Genomic DNA, 25444 nt, shown 5'->3' with positions numbered 1-25444 from the left:
ACTCTTTAAAATGCGGATTTAGGCAAACCTAAAAGCTTGAAGGAATAAAAAAATACAAAAAAGACGAGTAAGCGGTTACAAAATAAATATCGACTCAGATACTATCAAAACGAACGCTTATGAATGATTTAAAACAACCCGTGTTTTTAGGAGCACGCACCAGCCTTCTTCCCGCCGACGTCACACACCTTGAAGCAGAAGTCAACTATACCATTGTGTATAGTGCTTCTGGAAAAAATGAAATACTTTCTAGCACCATGAAAAAAGTTTATGAATGCCTAAAAGACCATGGAAACTTTATCCGAATAAGTAGAAAGTATGTGGTAAACATGAAGTTTGTCAAAACCAGTAATGAACAAGAGCTCATTCTGTCTTCAGGAAAAGAACTCCGCCCCTCCAGGCGAAAGAGAAAAGAACTGGACCAAATCTTTAGATAAAAAAACAATCATGAAAAAACTCTATTCTCTGGCAATACTAATGTTCCTCGCTAGTCTTTCTATAAATGCTCAAATCACTGCATCTGGTATCCAAAACCCTTCCTATATGGGAAATATGAATGTATCATATAGCCTAAACCCTGGATATGTGTGGCACGATTTACAAACACGTGACATTGGAACGGACTATTATGGAACAAGCACTAACAACACCTATACACCCTATTACTTTAGAAAAAATAATACTTGGCTGATTAAAACACATTGGAATTTCGAGTCATATTATGGTTTTCTATATCTCTTTAAATTAGTAGAGCCTGCCGTAAGCAATGAGACCTCTCCCCCTTGTTTCGGCAAATGGGAGTCTCTTGACGAAAATAATGGAAACCCTACTGGCAACTTCTTTTACATGACTCTTACAGGTACATGCTCCACCTTAAATAACGCCTCCCCTCCTCCAGTTAATGCAATCTTATTGAGTCCAAATAGTATTTCACTTCCTCAGCGTGACAATACCTCAATAAACGCAACTCTTAACCCCACCACCGGTTCAATGGTTTGGAGTATTGATGATGCTTGTGTAAAGGTATTTAATGGGACTAGCTGGAATTGTCTTTGAGATAGAGTCTATGGGTTGAGAATTTTATTCTATATTCAAGCATAAAATTTTCAACGCTATGCATTACTCCCCTGGAATCAACAGTCTCTTACCGCTATTTTATGTTGGTTGGGCCGACTCAGTATTAAGTCCGTCAGAAATGAAAATCATTCGTCAACACGTGGACGCCATGGATTTCCTAAGCTTTGCTGACAAAAAACAACTTATAAAATGGACAGACCAAGCCAATCCTCCATCAGAAGAAACATATAAAGAATGGCTGGCCGACATTCATGCTGGAGCCATGAAACTTGACCTTGACAAAAAACTTTCTCTGGTACAGTTAGGGATTAACATTGCCAAAAACACTTCAAAATCTGACGATAATAAAATTTGGGATTCTCCAAAAGTCAAGGCTTCTATAGAAGGTTTAGAAATAGCTCTTGGTGTAGACAATCAACTGTCAAAAGTAGCTTTTTATACTACCATCAAACCTGAAGATGATACACAAATAGAAGATATAGCTGGCTTTGACACAAAAAAAGTACAGGCCATTTTAGACGGAAAGTTTGCTGAACATAAAAACCGTACTAAAAAACTCATTATGGACTCCTTCTTTGAGGTTCCATATGATTTAAGAGAAAAAGACACCTTAAGGAATTTGATTTTAGAACAATGCAAAGAACTTGGGAAACAAGGATTTGGAGCACTAGCTTTTCCTGAAGAATACGGAGGTGAAAATTCGCCTGGTGCTAGTACCGCCGTTTTTGAAACCATGGCTTTAGGAAATATAAGTTTGCTCATAAAGTTTGGGGTTCAGTTTGGGCTTTTTGGCGGGGCCGTTTTACAGCTAGGCACTAAAAAACATCATGACAAATATTTGACCAAAACTGGTTCTTTAGACCTTGCGGGTTGCTTTGCCATGACCGAAACAGGTCATGGAAGTAATGTGAGAGACTTGGAAACTACCGCTACTTATAATCCCGAAGACCAAACCATCATCATTCATTCGCCCACACATACTGCTGGTAAAGAATACATTGGAAATGCCTTGCACTCTAAAATGGCAGCAGTTTTTGCTCAATTAAAAGTAGGTGAACAAAATTATGGTATCCATGCTATTTTGGTACCACTGCGTGACGAAAAGCATCAAGAGCTACCCGGAATAACCGTAAAAGACAATGGATATAAAATGGGATTAAATGGTGTGGATAATGGTAGAATTTGGTTTGACCAAGTTAAAGTGCCCTTAGAAAACCTATTAGATAAATATGGTGGGATTGATGCCGAAGGCAATTATCAAAGCAGCATAAAAAAGGAATCAAAACGCTTTTTCACCATGCTTGGAGCATTGGTTGGGGGAAGAGTATCTGTAGCCCTAGGTTCAAACACCGCAGCTAAAAAGGCTTTAGACATTGCTATTAAATATGCCTTAAAGAGAAGGCAATTTGACTCGCTAAACGAAACGACGGAAACCTTGATTTTGGACTATCCGAGTCATCAAAAACGTCTTTTCCCACTTTTGGCAAAGTCATATGCACTCAGTTTTGCCTTAGAGAGCCTTCGAGATAAATTTATAGAACAATATAACCATACCGACAAAAGAGAGGTGGAAACCCTAGCGGCTGGTTTAAAAAGCTATGCCTCATGGCATGCCACAGCCACCATCCAAGAGTGCCGTGAAGCCTGCGGCGGAAAAGGCTATTTAGCAGAAAACGAGTTTGCTGATTTAAAAGCCGACACCGACATTTTCACCACTTTTGAGGGTGATAATCATGTGTTACTCCAATTAGTAGCCAAAGCCCTTCTGACTGACTTCAAACAAGAATTTAATGATGGAGGTTTTATGGCCGTGGCTCGCCATGTCATGAAACGCGTAGGCACTACCGTTACAGACCTCAATCCACTGACCGTAAGAAATACCAATTCCGAACATATACTGAGTTATGATTTTTTAGACAGTACTTTTGAGTTTAGACAACAAAAACTACTGTTTACCCTGTCTGACAGAATGCGAAACTTTCTTAAAAAGAAACTACACCCTTCTGAGATATTCCTTCGTGTGCAAAACCACATGATTACGCTGGCACTGGCTCAGGTAGAAAATTATATCTACAAAGAATTTAAGGCTAAAGTAAAAGCCATGCCTAAAGATGCAGAAAGAGAAGCTCTGGAAACCATGCTTAAAACCTATAGCCTAGATGCCATACTTCGAGATAATGGATGGTTTTTAGAGAATGATTTCTTGACGGGAGAAAAGTCAAAAGCTATAAGACGTGTTCAAAACAGCCTTTACCGTAAAATAAGACCACTAGCAGGTAGCTATGTCGATGCTTTCGGTATTCCGAAGGTTTTAAGAAGGGCAGATATAGTGAAGGAGGTTTAAGAAACCTCCTCTTCGTTCTTATCTGCAGAATACCTTGCTAAAAGTTTGCCAGAAACCTTATACGTAGCTGCATATAGCAAGCCTTCCTCACGGTGCGTATAAGTCAAAAAGGCCTTTTTATACCATTTAGGGTCTGTAGCTTTTTTCTTGAAAGTTTCATGCACGGCAGTGTCATAAGCTTCACCATTAAGTCTAGGTGTGATTTTATAAATACCTATGCCAAAATACTCTGCTTTTTCAAGAACCTGCTCAAAATCGTCTTGAGAAAAATAATAGTTTTCACTATCGTCAAAACCGTCATTACGATTTTCTAAACCCAAAAACACATGTTTTTCTAAAAACTCCGCTTGCTCCATAATTTTCTAAAAATAAATTTCCGCAAAGGTCGCTTGTTTTTTGGTGATTGGGTTAATAATTCATTCGAAAATCAGTAATTAATTAGCAATAAGATATTGCAACGCAACGTATTCCTCAAATTCAGCTCAAATAGCGTCAATTGAATTATTCTATTTAAGAAAAAATAGTCCCTTTGACTTTATCAAAATCCTATTCACCGCAAAATATACGGCGAATAGGTCGATTATTCGCCGCACTAGTTAGAAATACACTTCAAAATCAGTTCTTAGTAAACACCTAAGCATATTAAATACCCGCTAACACGCTACTAATAATAATAGCTAAGCTAAATTTGCGGCATGAATTATCTATCGGCAGAAAATATAGGCAGAGACCTAGGGGAGAAATGGCTTTTTAAAGGTTTGACCTTTGGCATACTCCAAGGAGAAAAAGTAGCCTTAATTGGCTCTAATGGCTCAGGAAAGACCACATTACTAAACATGATAGCTGGTGTCACCGAAACCGACGGTGGCGAAATTTCTGTTAGAAAAGATATTCGTGTGGGCTACCTACCACAGGAACCAGAAATGAAAGATGAGCTTTCTGTTATGGAAACCATTTTCTATGCCGAAAATGAGATTACCACCGCCATTAAGAATTACGAACTCTCTATGGAAAATAACGACATTGAATTGATGTCGTCTGCCATAGAAACGTTGGATGCTTTACAGGCTTGGGATTATGAAGCCAAAGTGAAACAGATTCTAGGTAAACTAGGTATTCATGATTTTAACAAATTGATTTCTCAGCTTTCTGGTGGGCAGAAAAAACGTGTGGCACTTGCCAAAGTTTTGATTGACAATCCTGATTTCTTAATCTTGGATGAGCCTACCAACCACCTTGATTTACAGAGCATTGAGTGGCTAGAAGGATTTCTTTCTACGTCTAATACTACTTTATTCTTAGTTACGCATGATAGGTATTTCTTAGACAAAGTAGCTAATAGAATTATGGAATTGGCTAATAACCAAATTCATAAGTTCACGGGTAACTATGCCTATTTCTTAGAGAAAAAAGCGGCTCGTGAAGCAAATGATGCTGTGGTGCATGAGAAAAACCAACAACTTCTTAAAAAGGAACTGGAATGGATGCGTAGGCAGCCAAAGGCCAGAACCACCAAAGCTCAGTATAGAATTGATGCTTTTAATGATTTAAAAGAGAAGACGGCAGCAGGATTTAAGAAAGACGAAAAGGTAGAGCTAAATGTCCGTACTGAAAGAATGGGCAAGAAAATCATTGAAATACATGATATCAGCAAGTCTTATAATGATGTCACTTTTATAGACCATTTCAACTATGTTTTTAAGCGTGGCGACAAAATCGGTATTGTTGGTAAAAATGGAATGGGTAAAACCACCATGTTGGACATTATCATGGGCATTACCAAACCAGATAGTGGCTCAGTGATTAAGGGGGAAACCATCAAAATAGGGTACTACTCACAGGGTGGCTTAGATTTTAGCGAAGACCAAAAGGTGATTGACGCTATTAGGGAGTACGCAGAGTTTGTAAAACTGGGAGATGGCAGAGAGCTTTCTATCTCAGCTTTTTTGACCATGTTTTTATTTCCTCCTAAAGTACAGTACAACCCTATTTACAAGCTTTCTGGTGGAGAGAAAAGGCGTTTACAGCTTATGAAAGTCTTAGTACAAAGCCCTAACTTTTTGATTCTGGATGAGCCTACCAATGATTTAGACATTGACACGCTAAACGTTTTAGAAGACTTCTTAGAGAGCTTTGGCGGCTGCCTATTAGTAGTATCTCACGATAGATACTTTATGGATAAAATCATTGACCACGTTTTTGCATTTGAAGGCGAAGGATATATCAAAGATTTCCCTGGCAACTATACGGAGTACAGAAACTGGAAAGATGAGGAAGAAAAAGCTGCACTTTCTGTAAAAAAAGAAAAAGTAACCGAAGTGGTGATAGAAACACCTAAGGCTGCTCCCTCCGAAAAAAAGAAAATGAGCTTTAAGGAGAAGAAGGAGTTTGAGGATATTGAAAAAGCCATGCAAAAACTGGAAAAACGCAAAACTGAGGTATTTGACCTTATGAATGGTGGAGAAAGTGATTTTGAAAAACTGGGTGCTTTAGGCCAAGAATTGGAAGAAATCAAAAACGAATTAGAAGAAAAAGAACTCAGATGGTTAGAGCTTTCGGAAATTGAAAGCTAAGGAAATGTGAAGTTTTTATAAAAAGATATTTAAAATGATCAAAAGCATTTTCATTTAATGTCATAAGCTTTAATTTTACGGTATACCCTAGTCAAAATGGAACAAATCGCAGACTTTTTCCAGTACCTCACTAATTCTGAAGAAATCATTCAGACAGGGGGATTGATAGCGATTGTCTTGATAGTTTATATTGAAAATGGCTTATTCTTTGGCTTCTTTTTACCGGGCGACTACCTCCTCTTTTTATCTGGCGTATTCTGTGGTTTAGTCTTATTAAAGGTAAATATCTTCTTATTACTTATTTCTGTATTTCTGGCAGCTGTACTTGGCTCCTTTACGGGCTACATTTCCGGTTATTACTTTGGCGAAGCCCTAGAAAATAAAAAGGAGAACCTGTTTTTTAAGAAGAAGCATATCAAGAGAACTAAACGCTACTTCGAAAAATATGGTAGCCGTACCCTTATCATTGCTAGATTTCTGCCTATTGTAAGAACCTTCGCTCCTATTATGGCTGGTTTGGTCAAAATGAAAATTGTGCGTTTCTGGATTTATAATATTATCGGTGGTGCTATTTGGGTATTAGTTTTAGTAGGTGGCGGTTATTACTTCGGTGTTCATTTTCCGTGGATAATTGACTATGTACACTACATCATTATCTTCTTTTTAGTGGTAACATCTTTCACGGTTATCAAAGGTTATTTTTCTGCCAAAGAAGAAATAGAGCAAGAAAAATAAAAAACCTCACCACAGTTTTCACCATGATGAGGCCAAATTGAACCAAAACTCAGATGTTATTTTGATGCTAAATCAGGATTAAGCAAATCATAAAACTGATTTAACTTTGGCATTAATATGATGCGTGTTCTCCTGTTCATTGCCATGTTTTGAGGGCTATTATTTGGAGCTAAAGCATTGTATTCGCCTCTTCCTGCTGCTATTAGTCTATTTGGGTCTACGCCATATTTGTTTTGTAAAACACGTATTACAGCAGACGAACGCTTAGTACTAAGCTCCCAGTTATCTTCTATGCTTCCTGATATTGGTTTATTATCTGTATAACCTTCTACCATCACCTCTAGGTCAGGTCTAGCCTTAATTACTTTTGCTATTTTACCTAAAACCTCATTTGCTCTTGGTGTAAGTTTATAACTTCCTGAGCTATACATCATGGCATCAGAAAGATTAATCATAACCACAGTTTTGTCTACCTTAATGTCTATGTCCTTATCGTCCAAATCTAAACCAATGCTACTTTTCAGGTTTATGGCTAAAGCTAAGTTTATAGAGTCTGTTTTTGTTCTAGCCGCATGCAATAATCTGATGTACTTATCCTTATCATTCATTTGGCTTAAGGTTTTTTCAATGTTGCTATTCGCAGCTTTTGAAAGAACTGTCAAACCTTCTACCTGCATTACTTGCTGGTCTCTGTTTTTTTGTAAGTCTACCACCTGACTTCTTAGGTCTTTTAGTTGGTCTTCTCTTAATTTTGAAGTATTTGAAAGCGACATATTAGCAGCGTCCAAATCGCTTCTTAGCTTTTGATTATCCTGTTTTGCGGTAAGTAGCTCATCGCTGCATTTCATCAGACTGGCGTCAGATGTTTTGTACTTTGACTGCACGTCTACATATTTTTTCTTACTAACACATGAAACAAAAGTTCCTGCAAATAAGAGAGAAACCAATATCCATTTTAAGCTTTTCATTTTCGTTTTTTTGATTTTGATTATTTGTAAAAATCAAATAGGTAGCGTTTTTCTATCCCTTTGACGAAACAAAGTAACTGCGATATTCTTTATTAAAACTTAAGCGTACCTTAAAAGAAACTTAAATTTTAAAACCTATCCTAAAACGATTTAAAAGCGAAGATGGCGACTCATAAGAAAGCTCGGCTCCGTGAAACTGAAGTATGCGTTTGGTAATTCTAAGCCCTAAGCCATAGCCATTAACTTTAGCCGAATTGCTGCCTCTCATAAAAGAGCTAAAAAGTCGCATTTGCTCAGGTTTTGAAATAGTTTCACCACTATTTTCAATGAGTATTTGCAATGAATTTTGAGGTTCCGAAATTATTTTAACCTGAATAGAATTGTCGGAGGCATACAGAAAAGCATTTTTTATAAGATTATTAACCGCTATCTGAAGCAATGGCTTAATTCCCATCACTTCCATATGATATTCGCTGCCAATGGTTTCCACTATTTCAAATTTCATATCATAAGCAGGGTCTTGCTTTTTCATTTCTTCATAAGCCACAAAAATCAGTTCGTCTACCCTAACTTTTTCAAAGTCTTTCCCCTTTTCTTGTTTTTCTAAGCGAGAAAGTAAAAGAAGCGTATTTATCAAATCAGACATTTGATGTGCATCGTTTTTGATGCTTTTAAGATAATCTAATACCTCTGGAGGGTGCTGATAGTTTTGCATCATGCCCTCTAACTGAAAAGCAATTCTGGTCAATGGCGTTTTTAACTCATGCGAAGCATTGGCGGTAAATTCTTTTTGAGACTCAAAAGCACCATCTATGCGTTCTATCATGCTATTGAAAGAATTTGCAAGGGTCTCTATTTCGTCATTCCGGTTATTCCCCGTTATTCTATGATTTAGCCTGTTTCCGGAAATATTGACAATCTGAGCTTTAAAGTTTTCCAGCGGGAGCAATAAGTTTTTGATAAGAAAACCTGTAGATATCCAGACCAAAATGCTTCCGCCCAAAAACGTAACTAGGAGAATATACATCAAATAGGCTAGCTTCCTTCTTCCATATTTATCTTTTGCTGAGGTAATTACAAAATAATCACGCTGCTCAAAATCATAATACATACCCACCACTTCTGTATCATTCTCATTTCTATAGAAAAAGCCGTCCTTCTTTAAAAGGTCTAAATCGCTTTGATTCCAACGTATTTCTGTATCGTCAAGGCTGCTATAAATTAAATTTGAGGCATCGTCAAAAACAATAGTCTTTTCATCCAGCAGCTTGTAAATGGTATTTTGGTCAATAAGCTTTAGCAGCTGCTTATCTACTTCCTTTACTTCTAAAAGAAGCTTTGCGGTGGTGAGGGCCTTATCTTGAAGCCTGTTGATAAATTCGGTTTTTCTATACTGGGCAGATGTACTGTAAATAAGAATACAGGCTAAAGCCAAAAACATCGAAAAAACGGAGGCCACTCCTACCGATATTCTTCTTCTTAGCGTCATGATTCGTCGGCGGTGAGGTAATATCCAAAGCCGGGCTTAGTATGAATAAGCTTTTTTGAGAAACCCTTGTCAATTTTATTTCTGAGAAAATTGATATAAACCTCAATGGTATTTAGGCTGGTTTCAAAATGAATATCCCAGATTTGCTCTGCAATAGTCTGTTTTGAAACTACTCTACCTTTTGCTTTTGTCAAAAACACAAGCAGTTGATACTCTTTCTTGGTAAGTTCTATGGTAGTAGTTGCTCTTTTCACCACCATGTCGGTTTGGTTTATTTCCAAATCGCCCACAGTGAGTAAATCCGCATGTACTTTATCCGTATTTCCTCTTCTTAGAATGGAATTGATGCGTAGCAATAACTCTTCAAAATGGAAGGGCTTTACCAAATAATCATCAGCACCAAAATTGAAAGCATCTTTCTTATCTTGAATATCGCCATAAGCGGTCAGCATAATCACGGGCGTACTTATTCCCTCTTTGCGAAGCCTTTTACAAACCTCCAAACCATTTAACAAGGGTACATTGATGTCTAATAAAAGAACATCATAAGTGCTCTGGCGAATTTGTCTGAAAAGAAGTTCGCCATCAAAAACTACGTCACACTTAATATCTCTAGAATTCAAAAAACTCTTCACCTCTTTCACTAAAGTTTTATCATCTTCTAGCAAGAGGGCGTTAATTTCCATCATGGTTTCATAATCATTACTTTAAGCACCTGTACTAACTCAAAATCTGCTCTGATATTGCGACACAAATCTCAACAATATTTCTGATTTCAAAACATTATTTCAGGAAGCCCGTTTTCCCACATCTATTTGCTTAAAAATCTGCAATTTAAACACAAAAAACCGCACCACAATTTCTTATGGCACGGCCTAAATGTTATCCTAAAATGTTACTTAGAAACCATATCTGGGTTCAATAAGTCATAAAACTGATTAAGCTTTGGCATTAAGATAATTCTTGTTCTTCTGTTCATGGCCATGTTTTCTGGTGTGTTATTAGGCACCATGGTGTTATACTCTCCTCTACCAGCTGCTATCAACCTGTTAGGGTCTACGCCATACATATCTTGAAGTACTCTAATAACCGAGGTCGACCTTTTAACACTTAACTCCCAGTTATCTTGAGCCACTGCATTATTTATAGGCTGATTATCTGTATAACCCTCTACCATCACTTCTAAGTCAGGTCTCGATTTGATGATTTTCGAAATTTTCCCTAAAACTTCTTTCGCTCTTGGTGTCAAATTATGGCTACCAGAATTATACATCATGGCATCAGAAAGGTTAATCATCACCACTGTCTTGTCTACTTTGATGTCAACATCTTTATCATTCAGGTCTAAGCCTATGCTTCCTTTCAAATTAACTGCTAAAGCAAGATTGATTGAATCCACTTTGTTTCTTGCAGATAAAAGTAAGTTGATGTACTTATCTTTTTGACCAAGTTGTGTCAAGGTCTTATCTATATTACTATTTGCCGCCTGAGAAAGCACCGTTAAACCTTCTACCTGCATTACTTGCTGGTCTCTGTTTTTTTGTAAATCAGCAATTTGATCTTTCAAGTTATTAACTTGCTCTTGTCTAAATTGAGTTACATTACCCACTTCCATTTGGGCTGCCGCCAAATCGCTTTTAAGCTTCGCAATATCTTGATTCGCCGAAATCAAATCGTCATTACATGCTAAAAGGTTTTCACTGGCCGACTTCCATTTTGACTGACTGTCTACGTATTTCTTTTTGCTTACACATGAGGTAAATATACCCGCAAGCAATATAGGCACTAACACTAGTTTCAATTTTTTCATATTCTTATTCACATTAAAGTTTGTCCAATTATTCATTTACAAACAGTAAGGTTAAATAAGTATTCCCAAAGCTCTACAAAGGCATAAATCACTCAACATAAGAATATTGAACAATTTTAAGCTTGTAACAATTTGAGAACTGTAGAATTAAGTCAACAGTTTAGTGTAGAATATTAAGGCGTTTAAAACCGCTTTAGCTCTAAGGTCTCACCATCAAAGACTCCATAAGAATTAAATCTTATCCAATCGCCCAGGTTAACATACTTGGTGTGCTCATTAAGTTGGCTATCCAATGCAATGTGCCTATGGCCAAAAATATAGAAATCATGGTGGCTTCCTGATTTTTCCATCTCCATGATGTATTGATACAGAAACTCTTTTTCGAGCACTATTTCGTCAAAAACCACATCTTCCGCCCTATTTTTCTTCCAAGAGTTAAGCGACCAGGCGTTCCCTAAAAACATACCTAGGTTAGGATGCATTATTCTTCCGAACAAGAAAGTACAGATAGGATTAGTAAACAGAGACTTCTTTAAAAACTTATAGGCTTTATCTCCAGGCCCAAGGCCATCTCCATGACCCACATAAAGGGTTTTGGCTTGGCTAGAAAAAGTAATAGGTTCATGAATCACTTCTGTACCTATTTCTTTTTGAAAGTAGTCCGCCATCCAGAGGTCATGATTTCCTGTGAATATTTTAACTGTAATTCCAGCATCTACTAATTCTGCTAGTTTACCAAAAAAACGAACAAATCCCTTAGGAACAGCACGCTTATACTCAAACCAAAAATCAAACAAATCACCAACTAAAAATATCTCTTGGGCATCTGCTTTGATTTGGTCAAGCCATGTTATAATACGCTTTTCACGCACCAAACTTTCCGCATGGTTAGGTGCTCCTAAATGAAAATCAGAAGCGAAATACAACTTTTTACCTGGCTCTAGTGCTATGTGAGGAATGTCTTTTTTCATGCGTGCACAAAGGTAGGTCTTAAAATTAAAATCTTAGGTCTTTTAAGACAAAGTGCGAATACAATTTCAAGCTAGTGTCGTACCTTAATTAGATAAAACCAAAAACACTTTAGTTCAACAATATTCTAAAATCGAAATTAAAGCATGAAAAAAATCATAACATTCATTGTATGCCTTGCCATTCCGCTAGCGGTAGGTGGCATTTCTGGTTTTGCCACAGTTACAGGTATTGAATCTTGGTACAGTACTATAAACAAGCCTTTCTTTAATCCGCCAAACTGGATTTTTGCTCCTATGTGGACCACTTTGTATGCCATTATGGGTGTTGGACTGTATCTAATTTGGCAAAGTCCAAAAAGTGAAAGCAGAAAAAATGCTTTGAATATTTTCGGCATACAGCTGGCTCTAAACTTCCTATGGAGTTTCTTATTTTTCTACTTTGAAAGCCCAGGATTAGCTTTAATTGAAATATCCATACTTTGGATAGCCATACTTATGATGATAGTGTTTTTCAGAAAAGTCAATAAAATTGCTGGGAACCTTCAAATTCCTTATCTGCTATGGGTTTCTTTTGCTAGCTGTCTTAATGCTGCTATTTGGTGGCTAAATTGATTAGTAAACACGGTTTCAATAAGACTCTACTCCCTATTATTTCTTAAAATTGCTGTATGAAAATGCAGCCTTACAAATTTAGAGATGTAGAAGAAATGCTAGATTCTTTGCCAAAAGAAGAACGCAAAATCACTGAATTCTTAAGAGCCTTAGTTTTAGACACATTGCCGCAGGCAAAAGAAAAACTGTCTTTCAATGTACCATTTTACGCTATCCGTAAAAGTGTGTGTCATATCTGGCCTGGGTCAGTAGCTTGGGGAAAGAAAACCTACGAAGGAGTAAGCTTTGGTTTTGCCTATGGCAATTTACTTTTAGACGAAACCAGCTATTTAGAAAGCGGTACTCGAAAACAGATATTCACCAAGAAATTCCTCAATCTATCGGAAATAGATGCTCCACTCCTTAAATCTTACCTTTTTGAGTCTGCTTTGATTGATGAAGAAATTTATCAATCAAAAATGCTGAATCGATTAAGGAAACACTAAAAGTCAAAATATAGGGTTCTGTATACCAAAAAAGACATAATTGTCTATATGACTATAACTTTATTAAATCATAGTGTTCCGATTCTTTCTGAATTGTTTAAATTGTAAAGGAATTCAAAGAACCCTATATGAAAAAAATAAACTATTTGGCATTACTATGCCTTGGAGCTATCATGCTCTGCCCTAAAATTGGGCTATCTCAGCAAATTTCAAAAGACTACATGCTGCTGCTGACCAGAGAATGGAAAGGCGAAAGGTTTGATGATGGACGTCCTAAAGTATCTGACGACATCTTAAACAGAATGAAACTAGTGACGCTAGAAGAGGCTTGGGCCGTGCTGCGTAATCATAATTATAAACAACAATTTGAAGGCAACTGGCAGCTTATAAACCCTGACTCTGTCATGGTAGGAAGGGCATTAACAGCCACATTTATGCCGGGAAGACCAGATATTCAAAAAGCGATTGATGATAAAGGTCATAATGAAGACGGACGTGTTCAATCTCAAAACTCTTGGCCTATTGACCTTTTACAAAAAAGAGACGTTTATGTAGCCGACCAGTTTGGTGCTTATAAAGATAGTCCAACTATTGGTGATAACCTTGGCAACTCTATTTACGCTAAAAGTGGAAACGGTATAGTATACGATGGTGCCATTAGAGATATTGGTGGTTTAAAAGAGATAGGTGGTTTTACCTCTTTCTTTAGAAGTTATCATCCCTCCCATCATTTAAACAATGCCGAAAAAGCTCTAAACACTACTTTAGTGGGCATAAATCATCCAACCAGAATAGGAGACGCTACTTGTATGCCTGGTGATGTGGTATTAGGAAGAGATGGTGGTGTGGTTTTCATTCCGCCCCATTTAGCCGAGGAAGTGGTGAAAGTATCTGAAGTGGTTCGCTTAAGAGATATGTTTGGTCACCAGCGTTTGCGTGAGCAAAAATATACGCCAGGAGAGATTGACATGCGATGGTCTGATGTAATCGAGAAAGATTTCTCTGGCTGGTTAAATGAGCATATTGACGACCTACCAGTTTCTAGAGAACAAGTTCAAGAAATTTTAAGCAAAAGAACTTGGTAAAAGCTATCGCCTAAGGGCTATAAACGCATTACAAAAAAGTACAATTCAACCCTAAATCATATAAAATGAAACGTAGATCGTTTTTAAACAAAGCTGCCATTACCTCTGCACTCACGGCTGCACCCCTTTTAAATTTTGGCAGAGAATACGAAACAGCTATTAAGCGTACTCCCAAAAGCTCAATGCCCTCCGATTTAAAAATCACCGATATAAAATGTGGTTATATAAGAGGTGGACATAGTCTGTTTGTAAAAATTTATAGTAATCAGGATATAGTGGGACACGGTGAAGGTGTAGATGCCACGCCGGGAACCTACCATTTGGTCAAAATAATGGGCCAGCGAATTAAAGGTCAAAACCCTTTAAATGTTCATAAGCTTTTTGAAACTATCCGTAAGTCTGGTTTTTTTGAAGGAGCTCAAGCTGGAATGTACGTTGCTGTGCTAACAGCTGTTGAAACTGCTCTTTGGGATTTGGCAGGTAAAGCTCTTGGCTTACCTGTTTATCAGCTTTTGGGTGGTAAATTCAGGGATTCAGTTCGGGTTTATATGGATACTGCTTTATACCAAAACAGATTACCTAAACCTCAAGATTTTGCAGAGGCAGCTAAAGAAGCGGTTGACATGGGTTTTACTGCGGTAAAGTTTGACTTAGACCAAGCAAACGACCCAAATAAATACGACAAATTCAATTGGACGGCTAGTCCTGCAGAAATGCAAAGAATGTACGACCAAATGGCCGCCACACGTGCTGCTGTGGGTCCTAATATTGACATCTGTGCGGATATGCATGGAAAGTATGATGCTATTACTGGTGAGCGAGTGGCTAAGATGCTGGAGCCTTTAAACCTAATGTGGCTTGAGGAGCCAATAGCGGCTGAAAACGCAGATGCCTATAAGAAAATAACAGAGTCAACCTCCACGCCTATTTGTGCAGGAGAAAATCACTACCTAGCTCATGGTTTCCGCCCATTATTAGAAAATGGTGCTGTAGATATCATTATGCCAGATTTGCAGAAATGTGGTGGATTAGGCGAAGCCCAAAGAATAGCCAACCTTGCTAATCTTTATTATGTGCCGTTTGCACCGCATATGGTGGCGTCTTATTTAGGAGCTATGGCATCTGCCCATGTATGTGCTTCTGTGCCTAATTTCATGATTATGGAGTGGCAAATCTATTTCCATAAAAATCCGATGTATAGAGAGATAGTAACGTTTGAAGGCGAAGCTGTAGAAAACGGATTTATCAAAGTTAGGGACGTGCCTGGCATAGGCGTAGAGATAAATCAGGAGGCTATGAGAAAATATGCACCAGAAGGTGTCCCATTTTTTGAATAAGAAACGTCTTGGTAAAGAAGGGTGTCGAACCTCGGAAGTTATATTTCCGTTTATATAAAACGACACCCTTTTTAATCTTTTACCAAAATTCTTATACAATGAAAAAATTATTGACTCCTCTAAACCTTTTGATTACGCTTTTTATAGCGTCATTTTCTAGTGCAATGGCCCTAGAAAGCCCAACTGCTTCAAAAGCCGAAATGCTAGCCGATTTTGAAAGAGCTAAAGCTTTCTCACTGGAATATCTAGAAGCTATGCCCGCTGATGGTTATGCTTATAAACCTACAGAAGATATTCGCTCTTTTGCTGGTCAGTTTTTACATATAGCTGACGCCAATTTTGGTTTAACATCTATGATTGCTGGGATAGACAACCCAATGGGTGATAAGAAACTAGAAACGGATGAGAATTCTCAATCTAAAGAAGCCGTAATAAAAGCTGTAACTGCTAGTTATGACCATATCATAAGTGCCTTATCAAATTTAAATGAGGAGCAGCTAAACGAAAATGTAAAACTTTTCAATGCTTTTGAAATGACTAAGGCAAAGGCTTTCTCAAAGGTTTTTGAGCATGCTACTCATCATAGAGGTCAAACTACTATTTATCTAAGACTTAAGGGTGTTACACCACCAAACGAGCGTTTATTTTAAGTTTGAAAAACGTCCATAAAAATCTCAAGCCAAGCGGTTTGAGATTTTTTTTTGTTAAGTGTGAACATATTTAGACTCATTTAGCGTTAATCTCCTGCCTTCTAAAAATAAAGGAAACCAGTGAGACAAATTTTCGCCATTATTTTATCATTATCATTCACCACTAATGCGGCTCTTCCGCTCACAATTGGTGATAAATTAGGTGATAACCCGCCACCAAGAATCATCAGAACTTGCTGTTCTTTTGGCTCTGATGTTAAGGTAACCGGAATTCCGTTCTTAAAAATTTCAGATGTTACTAGCATTGAAAAATTAGGTGCTCATACTTATTTAGGTAGTGAGTTAGAAAACAATGGTATCATTTACACCAATAAAGGTGGCTTTATTGATATTGGTCACTTAAGAGACCAAGCAGACTGGACAGCTTATTTGTATCAACAAATATTGAACTCCGATAATCAAGACTTTGTAATAGAGTTAGGTAGAGAAGGTGGTCAAAAGAAACTAGAAATATACCCGAGTGAGCTTAAAACTACTGCAGACAAAATAGCTGTGGCAGGAAAAATAGCCTATAACCTATCTGTATGGCATGAAATAGCTACGTTTTTTGGAGCATCATACATTCCTATGGTACCAGAAAGATACTCGGCCTTTAGTCTGGAAGATGCTTACTCAAACCTTTTAGGAGTGCAGTTGGGCATGAAAGCTCTTCAAAGCAAATTGCCTTTTGAGCAGGCCATGACTATCTTATTGACAGAAAAAATGGCAGAGCTAGACGCCGTAACCGGAATTGACCCAACCTTACAGGCCATGGAAGCCGTTAGAGACATTTGGTGGACCAGAGAAGCCAAACTACCAAGTAAAAACATTTTGCTCCAAAGAGAGTTTGGCATAGAAAACTGTCTAAACCCTTGGCTGATAGAAGATATCAATAACGAGGCTAGCGACAAACTACAAATTTGCCCTCCTACTCAGACTCAAAGCGGAGCAAATTTAGAAGACTTCTATCAACTGAGCATACAGTTAAATAGCAAGTTTCCGGTGAGGCGTGTACTTCCAAAAGAATTTAATAGGGTGATTACCCAGAAAGACTTCAACCTTCTTATAGCTGAAGCAGAACGCAAAACCGAACTTAGAGACAGCCGAATAAAGCTCTAAACAGCTCCTGAAAGACCTTTCAGAGCCTATTACCAAAATCCAAGGCAGAATTACCATTCTTCATTTTAGAAAACCACTCATGTACTATGCATTGCAAAGTACCTTGCCGTAGTGTAAGTTTGTATCATCAAGTCAGCGATAAAGCGGCGAATTGATACAAATTGAAAACTTATAAAAACAAAATATTATTATGAAAAGGTTATTTAGAATAAAAGGATCGGAGAAAATGTTAGGTGGTGTAGCAGCAGGTTTAGCTCGTTATATTGATTTAGACCCTACTATAGTTAGAGTTTTACTTGCTATCGGTTTTTTCTCTCCTGTGCCTGTAGTGCTTATCTATATCATATTGTGGATAGTAATGCCAGCCGAAGAAACATACCAATTACCAGCTGTAACAGAAGCTACAGCTTAGTAAAAAGACATTCAGTTTAGATTAGGGTTACCCTTCGGGGTATAACAAATAAACCCGTCCGGTTTTACCAGACGGGTTTTTACTTTTTAATACGAATGTGAGGTATTAAGCTAACTCTTTAGGAATAATAAACGCCATAACTAGGTAAATAAGAATAGGCGAACCTACTCCTAGGAAGGTGGCTACCACCCATAACACTCTAATTAATGAAGCATCTAGGTTAAAAAACTTTGACATGCCACCGCATATTCCAAAAAGCATTGCCTCTTTACCAGTAGTTCTCCTAAGTTTTTTATCTGCATTCATATTTTTAAATTTTTATACGGAGAAACTCTCTCCACAGCCACATGTTCTAGAGGCGTTTGGATTTTTAAATTGAAAACCCTTACCATTTAAACCGTCAGAAAAATCTAACTGAGTTCCTATCAGGTATAAAAGACTCTTTTTATCAACAAAAACTTTTACTCCATTATCAACAAAAACCTGGTCGTTTTCTCTTTCTTCTGTATCAAATTCCAAATCATACATCAAACCTGAGCATCCGCCTCCTTCTACTGCCACTCTAATGCCATCCATCTCGCTTTTGCCTTCTTTTTGCTTAAGCTCTGCGATCTTATTCTTTGCTTGCTCTGTTACTGTTACCATAAAATAACTAATTTGCTCTTAATTCTAATGTACTCAAATAACCCCTCAGTCCCTCCAAAAGTTTCATGGCCATTCCCATATATAATAAACTCAAGTTGGAAAAACTCTTTAAAAGAGAAGACCGAGAAACTAATGTACAAAATTACAACAAGATTAGGTCAGAATTAAAATCTGGCGATCTTCTATTTTTTTCGGGAGACCACTGGTTATCAACACTTATTAGAGGTAGGTCTCGCTCTGCCTGGAGCCACATGGGTATAGTAGTGAAATTAGAACAAATGGATAGAATTTTTCTTGTAGAAAGTGTACTGGGCAATGGTGTTAGAATGGTGCCTATGTCAAATGTATTTACCGACTACGATGGAAACTACAAACCTTATGTGGGACGTGTAGCATGGGCTAGGCACAAATCACTAAGTCAAGATGAAATTAAAGTTAGAATTATAAAGGAGTTTTGTTTAGACAACCTTACCAAGCAATACGACAACTGGGAATATTTTAGAATAGCGTGGAGAACACTTTTAGGTAGTAAAGAGCTATTTCACGATGATAAATATACCTGTTCCGAATTTGTATGGGAGGCTTTTAAATCTGCCGGCATTACCCTCCCAAAAGAAAGGGGGTACTTTATAAGCCCCGGTGCTTTCTGGCGACTAGATGATGTGGAGATGAAGGGGATTATGATTTAGATACAAGGTTTATAATTAATTTTTCTTAGAATTTGTTTATTTAGATAGTTATAATTTTCCATTCTTCCCTTTTTCAAATTTTCCTCGGGTAAATATTGAACATTCACTTTTGGAGGCCATTCAATAGAACCTTATCCATTACCTTAAATCCCTCAAAGTGTAAACTTCAAGTTGCTTTAATTCTACTATAAATTTCTTAGCTTTCTTATACACATTAGCTTGAAACTTCTCTGTAATAACCGCATCTACATAAGGTGCCATTGCACTTAACTCTATATCGACAACATCATTAGCCGTTATTCTCTTCTTGGTCAAATGAACTCTACTAAATTGTGAATACTCCATCATACGTGCAGCTGGAAATCTTATGAAGTCAGAGGCTACATTTATACTAATACCTCGCAACTCTAAATCCTTACTAATTGTAGCTTCTTCCTGTATTCGATAATATTTGTCATTAATCATATCCAATGGATAACCCTTTGTTGTAAGCAATTCTATAGTATCATCTCTTTGCTTATTCCATGCATCGGCGACTCCTCGAAGTTCGTTTAATCCTTTTTCTATGTTCTCCCGAAACCCTTCATCCTGAAATATTTCAGTAAGAAATTCTCTAAAGTTATAACTCGCTTCCTTTCCTGCCGAGCTAAATGCATTAGCAATACTATTATCAATTTTAAAATCCAAACCAGTATTATAACATTCTGCTTCTTTCTTTAATATTAAGCTATATGGAAAAAACATTAGAGCTGGTATCTGGCAAAAGAACTCAATAAACCTCTCAAAGATATCTTTATATGGTCTTAATTCTAATACATTATAAATCGAAAAACAGAATGCATACTTCTCTTTAGATAAAATGAACTTCTCAAAAAGACGCTTCTTATATTCCTCATTATCCATACAAACTTCTCTAAGCACATTAGTATCTAAAGCAATTAACTTATAGTTGTTCTTACCTATTAGCATATATTCTTTTTTATAAACTCAGTTATGATTGTAGCCTAACACGTTAAAATAACTAACACATTAGTCACCAAAAAGACATAAAAGAAGTAAATCCAATAATTTAACAACTTAGAAATAAGGCATCCCTTCTTAAAAAACAACCAATCGCTTGGTCCAGCTATTCTCTTTAATATTCAGCTTAAAAAAATAAACTCCAAGGTTTATGTGCTCTTTTAATTTGGTGGTATTGGCATCCGCCTTAATACATCAGTACCCCTCTCAGATTATAAGCTTAAAGCTCCTTGATTTTAATATTCTTAAAAGAAACCCCTTTTGCCCAATCCTGTAAAGCTAGATGACCGGATGTGCTTTTGCCGTAGGCTTCAAAAGTTTTGAAACCGCTATTCGCTACCATTTCTTTCCACTCTTCTCCTTTTAAGTCTTGCTCAGCCGTTTTGACATCATTAAGCCAAAAGCTAACTACACCATCTTTTTGCATGATTCTAGAATAATTCCATTCTCCAGATTGGTTTGGCGTTACAGGGTTAAGGTTTGGCTTAAAGCCATATAAACATGCCGACCAGTGGGTCGTATTTTCTAAGTATTCTTTATGTATTCCTAAATTATCAAGCAGCTGATATTCTGGACCAGTGGTCCAAGCGGTAGGATATTCTTCACCTTCCTGCACATTAAAGAATACACCAGAATTACCTGCTTCAGATATTTTCCAGTCAAATTTCAAATCGAAATTACTGTATGATTTATCAGACAATAAGTCGCCATGCTCTACTTCAAAAGTGTCTGGTTTACAGTATAATTCGCCATCCACTACAATCCATGCCGAAGGCACATCTCCCCTATTATATAAATGCCAACCATTTGTAGTTTCACCATCAAATAACAAGCTCCATCCTTCTTCTATTTCGAGTTCACTTAATGTATTTTCTTTATTTTCAGGCTCTTTACATGAAATAAAGGTAATGCTTAATAAGAATAGGAGAGTAATTTTCTTCATTATTGGGTTGTTTTTTGATTGCAAGATAGGATATATTTTTAGGTTAAATAACCGTCCTTTCCTTAACAAGAACCAAAACGAGCGGGAATTTCCTAAATCAAATAGTAGATCAACTCTTTCCTGCCCTTGTCAGGCGGCACTAGGCGTGCCCGCCTACTTTTGTTTGGGCAAAAACTAAGGAAAAACCATCTGCCAAAATAAACTTGCACAATCAAAATTCAGTAACCAGATGGCTTCAATAAAACGAGTGCATTCCAAAATTTTGAGTGTGCTTCGGACAGTATTTTGACCTATAGGAATTCATTCATATTATACCCCTACACTTTTTACTATTTTACTAAACCTGCTAGCATATATTGAAAATTAAAGACCCTAGAAAACTTTGATTTCTTTAATAAAACACTCCTTAAAAAAAGTTAATTACGAAAAATATCGTAGACAAGTTTGCAAGTACGATATCTTTCGTACTACATTTGATACGAAATTAATCGTAGACAAATTATGGCATTGGCAAAACCTACAGAATCAGAACTAGAAATATTACAACTACTATGGAAGAAAGGACCGTCTTCAGTAAGAGAAATAAATGATGAACTAAGCAAAGCTAAAGAGGTAGGCTATACCACCACTTTGAAAATGATGCAGCTTATGCTGGGCAAAGAACTGGTTACCAGAACAGAGCAGGGAAGGTTTCATATTTACAAGTCTGCCGTATCACAGAAAAGTATGCAAGAGCAACTGCTAAACAAGTTTGTGGATGCTGCTTTTGGCGGTCAAGCCATGGATATGGTGATGCAAGCTCTAGGAAACCATAAGGCTTCTAAAGATGAGCTAGACCAAATAAAGAAACTTATAGAAGGACTAGAAAGCTAAGTTATTACGAATACAAATTATGAAAAACGGAAATTGATTGGTGCTTCGGCACCAGTCAACTCCAAAAAACAAAAACTATGAAAAACCTAACATTACTATTTGAAACGCCCCTGGCCGGTACTTTCGGGAAAACCATGCTGCACTCCCTCTGGCAAGGTGTCATTATTGTCGGTATTTATCTAATTGCTGTACGCTTTATAAAGTCTGCCAATACCAAAACATGGGCCGGACTAACCGCATTTGGATTACAGTTTCTAGCTTCGGCCATTACCTTTTCTATCCTTATGCCTTCTGATAGCATTTTGGCTGCCGAGGGTGCTACGCAAGTATTAACGTTTAACGGTGTGCTAACAGAATTAGTCACTTCGCCAACATCCCAATCTTACATTGACCTTATTCAAGAAAACGCTCATTGGTTATCTGTCGGATGGATTATCGGTTTTGTCTTTCTTTTTATTAGACAAATGGGCGGGCTTTTTTATGTTCAATTCCTAAAAAGCACTGGAATATCTGAGCTTTCGCAAAAAGCGGAAAAAGCCATTGAAAATGTTCTGATGAAAGTAGACGGAAAAGTACCTAGCTTCAAAGCATTCCACTCCAATAAGGTGGATACGGCCATGGTTTTAGGAGCCTTAAAGCCGGTAATACTTATCCCCTCTTCTTTAGTGAGTGGTTTAAGCTCCGAGCAGTTAGAACTTATCATTGCCCATGAAATAGCCCATATAAAAAGGAATGACTTTCTAATTAATTTGATACAGACCTTACTGGAAAACCTGTTTTTCTATCACCCAGTTTATTGGCTCGTGAGCCATCAAATAAGAGAAAACCGTGAGCATGCTTGCGACGACTGGGCTGCAGAATTGACAGGAAATAAGATACTTTTAGCCAAGACTCTTGCTCAAATCCAATTAGCTAGTCACCAACCAAGTTTAGCGATGGCTTTTGGCAAGAAAAGAATGCCAATGCTCGGGAGAATACAGCGACTACTTGGTGTTAGTCCAGAGACTCAAAAAGTAAAGTTTACCGCTCTCTTATTGATGCTTACGTCTATCTGTACGCTTGGTTTTGTGCAGGCTGAAAATATTGTGGAAGAAGAAACACAAATGGTAGCCCCCATTGCAGAGGAAGAATCAATCATTAAAGAAATTGACACTAATACAGAAACAGTAACCACGATAGAAAACTCTACAATTTCTGTAAGTGAAACTACCACAAGGAAAGATTCTGGTGACATAGACCAACATTATCATTATGACCTTGGGGACCGCAATCTGAACATTCAGACCAATGATTATAAAGTTAAAATAGACCCAAGTAAGATTGTCATTAACGGGAAAGAGCAAGCATTGACCCCTGCCGAAAAAAAGGAGCTAAAAATGCATTTTGACGAGATGCAAAAAGCCAATTTAAACATTGAAAGTATTTCTAAAGAAATAAATGTTGAGGTAAAGAAAATTACAGACTTACAGCAAAACGCCATGGCTGATGTAGATTTCAACCCTCAAAACGACCCCGCTTTCAAAAAGTCAATGGAAGTGATTCAGAAAGAATCTCAAATGATAGCTAAATATGCGGTGGAGTTTCAAAGCGATATTGCGAAGCTAGACTCCAAGGCTAGTAATTACGATGCTGAAATAGCCAAACTAGAAAAGGCTTTTGAAGCCAAAGTAAAAGTGCATGAAGACAAAATGGAAAGCTTTGAAGTAAACATGGAAGGTTTTGAGGCTAAAATGAAGGATTTCGAAATTAAAATGGAGAAGGAATTTGAAATTCCTGCGAAAGAAATAGAAGCTGTTTTAAAGAAAAAAGAGGTTGTGATAGACAAGCATGCTGATAAGATGGAAAAGCACCATGAAGCCATCTTGAAAATGTTGCCTAAGGAAGTACAAGACAATATTGGTATGGGAACGAGAGAAAGACCTGAGCGACCAGAACGTCCTGAAAGGCCGGAACGCCCAGAGAAACCCGAAAAGCCGGAGAAAGCTGAGAAACCACAGAAACCTGTAAAACCAGCCAAGCCAGCTAAAGCTGCAAAAACACCTATTCCTCCTAGAGTAGATTAATTCTAAAAAGAGGAGGCTGTCTCAAAAGTATGAGACAGCCTCTTTTTTTTAGAATGGGTGAGCAATAGCCAAATTGAAAATGAGATTGTTTTGTCTCCATACCTTTTGGTCAAAACTAATCTTATCTAACACCCAAGGGTCATCAAGCCAAGGTTTCCTGATAGGTATTGCGAAATCGCCACGTAGAACCAAATAGGTAAAATCTAAACGTAGCCCCACACCCATATCCACCGCCAAGTCTTTCACGAAATCTGCTGTGAATTTAGCTTTCTCCCCATAAAAAGTATCGTCGCGGTAGGTCTAGATATTACCAGCATCTATAAAAGTAGCCAGTTCTATATAACTTGAAGCCCTGCACCTTAATTATGTGTTTTAGTCTAACTTAATATCTTCTTGAAAATTAGCCAAAAAACTATAAGGCAAGCCTTCACTTCATAAAAGGGTACGAACAATCACCCTACCAAGGATAGACATTGTTATAAACTAAATTACTAGTAACCATATTCTGTGGAGAAATACTATTCCATCTTGAAGATTGCGGTATACTTGTTCTCCATCCTGAGCTTTCACCTTCACCCTCTAATTCAATAAACCTTGACACTTTACAATTAAAATGCATTTCATTATTTGAATCTAGCTGTCCATTATACAGTTCTAACTTAGAATATTGAACTAACTCACCATATGTTGGATATCCGTTAAAATGCAAATAAAGCCTCTTGGCATTTAATAAGCCCCAGTCTGATAGGCTCTGAAATGCCATTACGGGGGCTAAAGCAATGAATGACAGAACCCAATCTTCACTATCAAAATCTAATGCCACACGATCCACTATAACTTCACGACTATAGTATGTACCTAATTGTAATTGGGGTTCCAATTGGAGAGATTGAGTTTGTGTGACAGGCACACTAAAATCTCGAAACCTCTTTGCAGCAGCGGGATTACCAGCTCTTGTATCATAACTAAATATATCAACATTAACAATGCTAAGGTTTGTAGGTTCACGACTAAAATTTAAAAGATTAACATAAACCCTATCATCAGTATGCCATGTGCCTTCAATATTTGTTATAAAATTAACAATCGGTAAAGAAGATTGACCTATACCACTTCTTGTGTTACTTAAATTGGTGCCTCCAATATCTTCTTCAAGGGGAAAAGAGGAATTATCACTCTCTGAAATATTGTTATCAAATAAAGCTGAGACTTCATCTAAACTATGTAAATTCCCTAGTTCTGAAATAAGATCACTCGAATTCTTAGGAGAAGAATATGCATTCGGTACAATATCATTAGTATATTTTTTTGAGCAAGAAGTTATACCAATAAGAACAAAAGCTAACAAGGATTTTAAATTCATTATAATTTGTATTTGTTAAAAACAAATTTACAAAAAAAAACTTCCAACAATATAGCTTATAAAGCTTATTTTTTTGAAGGGCATTTTCAGAATAAAAGTCTATCAAGACGTATAACCCTTTCAGGCTTCCATAGTTGTACAA

The 25444-nt window shown here is 37.2% G+C and carries 27 protein-coding genes; 15 read left to right on the top strand and 12 right to left on the bottom strand.

Annotation, left to right across the window (positions count from 1 at the left end; all coding sequences use genetic code 11):
- Positions 1-119: 119 nt before the first annotated feature.
- The 3 genes from AC0L6O_RS05455 to AC0L6O_RS05445 are packed head-to-tail and all read left to right on the top strand — an operon-like array spanning position 120 to position 3421.
- Complete coding sequence (locus AC0L6O_RS05455) at positions 120-437, top strand: LytTR family transcriptional regulator DNA-binding domain-containing protein (protein WP_473306902.1); 318 nt, start codon at positions 120-122, stop codon at positions 435-437.
- 10 nt (positions 438-447) lie between these two features.
- Complete coding sequence (locus AC0L6O_RS05450; protein ID WP_473306901.1) at positions 448-1056, top strand: hypothetical protein; 609 nt, start codon at positions 448-450, stop codon at positions 1054-1056.
- A gap of 58 nt (positions 1057-1114) precedes the next feature.
- Positions 1115-3421 carry an acyl-CoA dehydrogenase family protein gene (locus AC0L6O_RS05445; protein ID WP_473306899.1) on the top strand — a complete coding sequence of 769 codons (2307 nt, stop codon included), beginning with the start codon at positions 1115-1117 and terminating at the stop codon, positions 3419-3421.
- Here the strand turns inward: AC0L6O_RS05445 and AC0L6O_RS05440 are convergent.
- Positions 3418-3777, bottom strand: coding sequence for a hypothetical protein (locus AC0L6O_RS05440; RefSeq protein WP_473306898.1), 360 nt, complete (start codon positions 3775-3777; stop codon positions 3418-3420). The genes AC0L6O_RS05445 and AC0L6O_RS05440 overlap by 4 nt on opposite strands.
- A gap of 339 nt (positions 3778-4116) precedes the next feature.
- Between AC0L6O_RS05440 and AC0L6O_RS05435 the strand changes: the two genes are divergently transcribed.
- Together AC0L6O_RS05435 and AC0L6O_RS05430 are read left to right on the top strand one after the other, a co-directional pair.
- Positions 4117-5994: an ABC-F family ATP-binding cassette domain-containing protein gene (locus AC0L6O_RS05435; protein ID WP_473306896.1), complete on the top strand. Its 1878-nt coding sequence runs from the start codon at positions 4117-4119 to the stop codon at positions 5992-5994.
- A gap of 96 nt (positions 5995-6090) precedes the next feature.
- Positions 6091-6729 (top strand): DedA family protein, encoded by a 639-nt coding sequence (locus tag AC0L6O_RS05430; protein WP_473306894.1) that lies wholly within the window; start codon positions 6091-6093, stop codon positions 6727-6729.
- 56 nt (positions 6730-6785) lie between these two features.
- On the opposite strand, the gene AC0L6O_RS05425 is transcribed toward AC0L6O_RS05430, so the two are convergent.
- The 5 genes from AC0L6O_RS05425 to AC0L6O_RS05405 all read right to left on the bottom strand — a co-directional run bounded on the left by AC0L6O_RS05425 (position 6786) and on the right by AC0L6O_RS05405 (position 11967).
- Positions 6786-7697, bottom strand: coding sequence for an OmpA/MotB family protein (locus AC0L6O_RS05425; RefSeq protein WP_473306892.1), 912 nt, complete (start codon positions 7695-7697; stop codon positions 6786-6788).
- Positions 7698-7818: 121 nt separating this feature from the next.
- On the bottom strand, positions 7819-9186 hold the full coding sequence (locus AC0L6O_RS05420; RefSeq protein WP_473306891.1) for a sensor histidine kinase: 1368 nt from the start codon (positions 9184-9186) through the stop codon (positions 7819-7821).
- Complete coding sequence (locus tag AC0L6O_RS05415) at positions 9183-9875, bottom strand: response regulator transcription factor (protein WP_473306890.1); 693 nt, start codon at positions 9873-9875, stop codon at positions 9183-9185. The genes AC0L6O_RS05420 and AC0L6O_RS05415 overlap by 4 nt, the downstream gene beginning before the upstream one ends.
- A 206-nt stretch (positions 9876-10081) precedes the next feature.
- A complete protein-coding gene (locus tag AC0L6O_RS05410; protein ID WP_473306888.1) occupies positions 10082-10996 on the bottom strand; it encodes an OmpA/MotB family protein in 915 nt (304 codons plus the stop codon).
- Positions 10997-11178: 182 nt separating this feature from the next.
- Positions 11179-11967, bottom strand: coding sequence for a UDP-2,3-diacylglucosamine diphosphatase (locus tag AC0L6O_RS05405; RefSeq protein WP_473306886.1), 789 nt, complete (start codon positions 11965-11967; stop codon positions 11179-11181).
- Between the two features lie 144 nt (positions 11968-12111).
- On the opposite strand from AC0L6O_RS05405, the gene AC0L6O_RS05400 reads away from it, so the two are divergent.
- From AC0L6O_RS05400 to AC0L6O_RS05370, 7 genes are all read left to right on the top strand, one after another.
- Positions 12112-12579 (top strand): TspO/MBR family protein, encoded by a 468-nt coding sequence (locus AC0L6O_RS05400; RefSeq protein WP_473306885.1) that lies wholly within the window; start codon positions 12112-12114, stop codon positions 12577-12579.
- A gap of 62 nt (positions 12580-12641) precedes the next feature.
- Complete coding sequence (locus AC0L6O_RS05395; protein WP_473306883.1) at positions 12642-13064, top strand: DUF1801 domain-containing protein; 423 nt, start codon at positions 12642-12644, stop codon at positions 13062-13064.
- Positions 13065-13192: 128 nt separating this feature from the next.
- Positions 13193-14149 carry an RraA family protein gene (locus tag AC0L6O_RS05390; protein ID WP_473306881.1) on the top strand — a complete coding sequence of 319 codons (957 nt, stop codon included), beginning with the start codon at positions 13193-13195 and terminating at the stop codon, positions 14147-14149.
- A gap of 65 nt (positions 14150-14214) precedes the next feature.
- Positions 14215-15486: a mandelate racemase/muconate lactonizing enzyme family protein gene (locus AC0L6O_RS05385; RefSeq protein ID WP_473306880.1), complete on the top strand. Its 1272-nt coding sequence runs from the start codon at positions 14215-14217 to the stop codon at positions 15484-15486.
- A 98-nt stretch (positions 15487-15584) separates the two neighbouring features.
- Positions 15585-16136 carry a DinB family protein gene (locus tag AC0L6O_RS05380; protein ID WP_473306878.1) on the top strand — a complete coding sequence of 184 codons (552 nt, stop codon included), beginning with the start codon at positions 15585-15587 and terminating at the stop codon, positions 16134-16136.
- A 120-nt stretch (positions 16137-16256) separates the two neighbouring features.
- Positions 16257-17294: a DUF4056 domain-containing protein gene (locus AC0L6O_RS05375; RefSeq protein ID WP_473306877.1), complete on the top strand. Its 1038-nt coding sequence runs from the start codon at positions 16257-16259 to the stop codon at positions 17292-17294.
- A gap of 190 nt (positions 17295-17484) precedes the next feature.
- Positions 17485-17706 carry a PspC domain-containing protein gene (locus AC0L6O_RS05370; protein WP_473306875.1) on the top strand — a complete coding sequence of 74 codons (222 nt, stop codon included), beginning with the start codon at positions 17485-17487 and terminating at the stop codon, positions 17704-17706.
- Between the two features lie 105 nt (positions 17707-17811).
- On the opposite strand, the gene AC0L6O_RS05365 is transcribed toward AC0L6O_RS05370, so the two are convergent.
- Together AC0L6O_RS05365 and AC0L6O_RS05360 are read right to left on the bottom strand one after the other, a co-directional pair.
- Positions 17812-18012, bottom strand: coding sequence for a PspC domain-containing protein (locus AC0L6O_RS05365; protein WP_473306874.1), 201 nt, complete (start codon positions 18010-18012; stop codon positions 17812-17814).
- Positions 18013-18024: 12 nt separating this feature from the next.
- Positions 18025-18351, bottom strand: coding sequence for a HesB/IscA family protein (locus AC0L6O_RS05360; RefSeq protein WP_473306873.1), 327 nt, complete (start codon positions 18349-18351; stop codon positions 18025-18027).
- A gap of 95 nt (positions 18352-18446) precedes the next feature.
- Between AC0L6O_RS05360 and AC0L6O_RS05355 the strand changes: the two genes are divergently transcribed.
- The gene (locus AC0L6O_RS05355) at positions 18447-19040 is read left to right on the top strand and encodes a YiiX/YebB-like N1pC/P60 family cysteine hydrolase (RefSeq protein WP_473306872.1); all 594 of its coding nucleotides are present in this window, start codon (positions 18447-18449) and stop codon (positions 19038-19040) included.
- A gap of 138 nt (positions 19041-19178) precedes the next feature.
- On the opposite strand, the gene AC0L6O_RS05350 is transcribed toward AC0L6O_RS05355, so the two are convergent.
- Together AC0L6O_RS05350 and AC0L6O_RS05345 are read right to left on the bottom strand one after the other, a co-directional pair.
- A complete protein-coding gene (locus tag AC0L6O_RS05350; protein ID WP_473306871.1) occupies positions 19179-20009 on the bottom strand; it encodes a hypothetical protein in 831 nt (276 codons plus the stop codon).
- A 271-nt stretch (positions 20010-20280) separates the two neighbouring features.
- Positions 20281-21003 carry a 3-keto-disaccharide hydrolase gene (locus AC0L6O_RS05345; RefSeq protein ID WP_473306870.1) on the bottom strand — a complete coding sequence of 241 codons (723 nt, stop codon included), beginning with the start codon at positions 21001-21003 and terminating at the stop codon, positions 20281-20283.
- 501 nt (positions 21004-21504) lie between these two features.
- On the opposite strand from AC0L6O_RS05345, the gene AC0L6O_RS05340 reads away from it, so the two are divergent.
- Together AC0L6O_RS05340 and AC0L6O_RS05335 are read left to right on the top strand one after the other, a co-directional pair.
- Positions 21505-21876, top strand: a complete 372-nt coding sequence (locus tag AC0L6O_RS05340; RefSeq protein ID WP_111374002.1) for a BlaI/MecI/CopY family transcriptional regulator — start codon at positions 21505-21507, stop codon at positions 21874-21876.
- Positions 21877-21953: 77 nt separating this feature from the next.
- A complete protein-coding gene (locus AC0L6O_RS05335; RefSeq protein WP_473306868.1) occupies positions 21954-23939 on the top strand; it encodes a M56 family metallopeptidase in 1986 nt (661 codons plus the stop codon).
- A 48-nt stretch (positions 23940-23987) separates the two neighbouring features.
- Here AC0L6O_RS05335 and AC0L6O_RS05330 read toward each other — a convergent pair whose 3' ends face one another.
- Both AC0L6O_RS05330 and AC0L6O_RS05325 read right to left on the bottom strand, forming a co-directional pair.
- Positions 23988-24185 (bottom strand): hypothetical protein, encoded by a 198-nt coding sequence (locus AC0L6O_RS05330; RefSeq protein WP_473306867.1) that lies wholly within the window; start codon positions 24183-24185, stop codon positions 23988-23990.
- A 211-nt stretch (positions 24186-24396) separates the two neighbouring features.
- Positions 24397-25302, bottom strand: a complete 906-nt coding sequence (locus AC0L6O_RS05325) for a hypothetical protein (RefSeq protein ID WP_473306865.1) — start codon at positions 25300-25302, stop codon at positions 24397-24399.
- Positions 25303-25444: the final 142 nt, after the last annotated feature.

The organism is Arcticibacterium sp. GJ41-1, assembly GCF_055808875.1.
The sequence above is the reverse complement of the archived record's forward strand: the minus strand, read 5'-3'. Positions and strand labels throughout refer to the sequence as shown.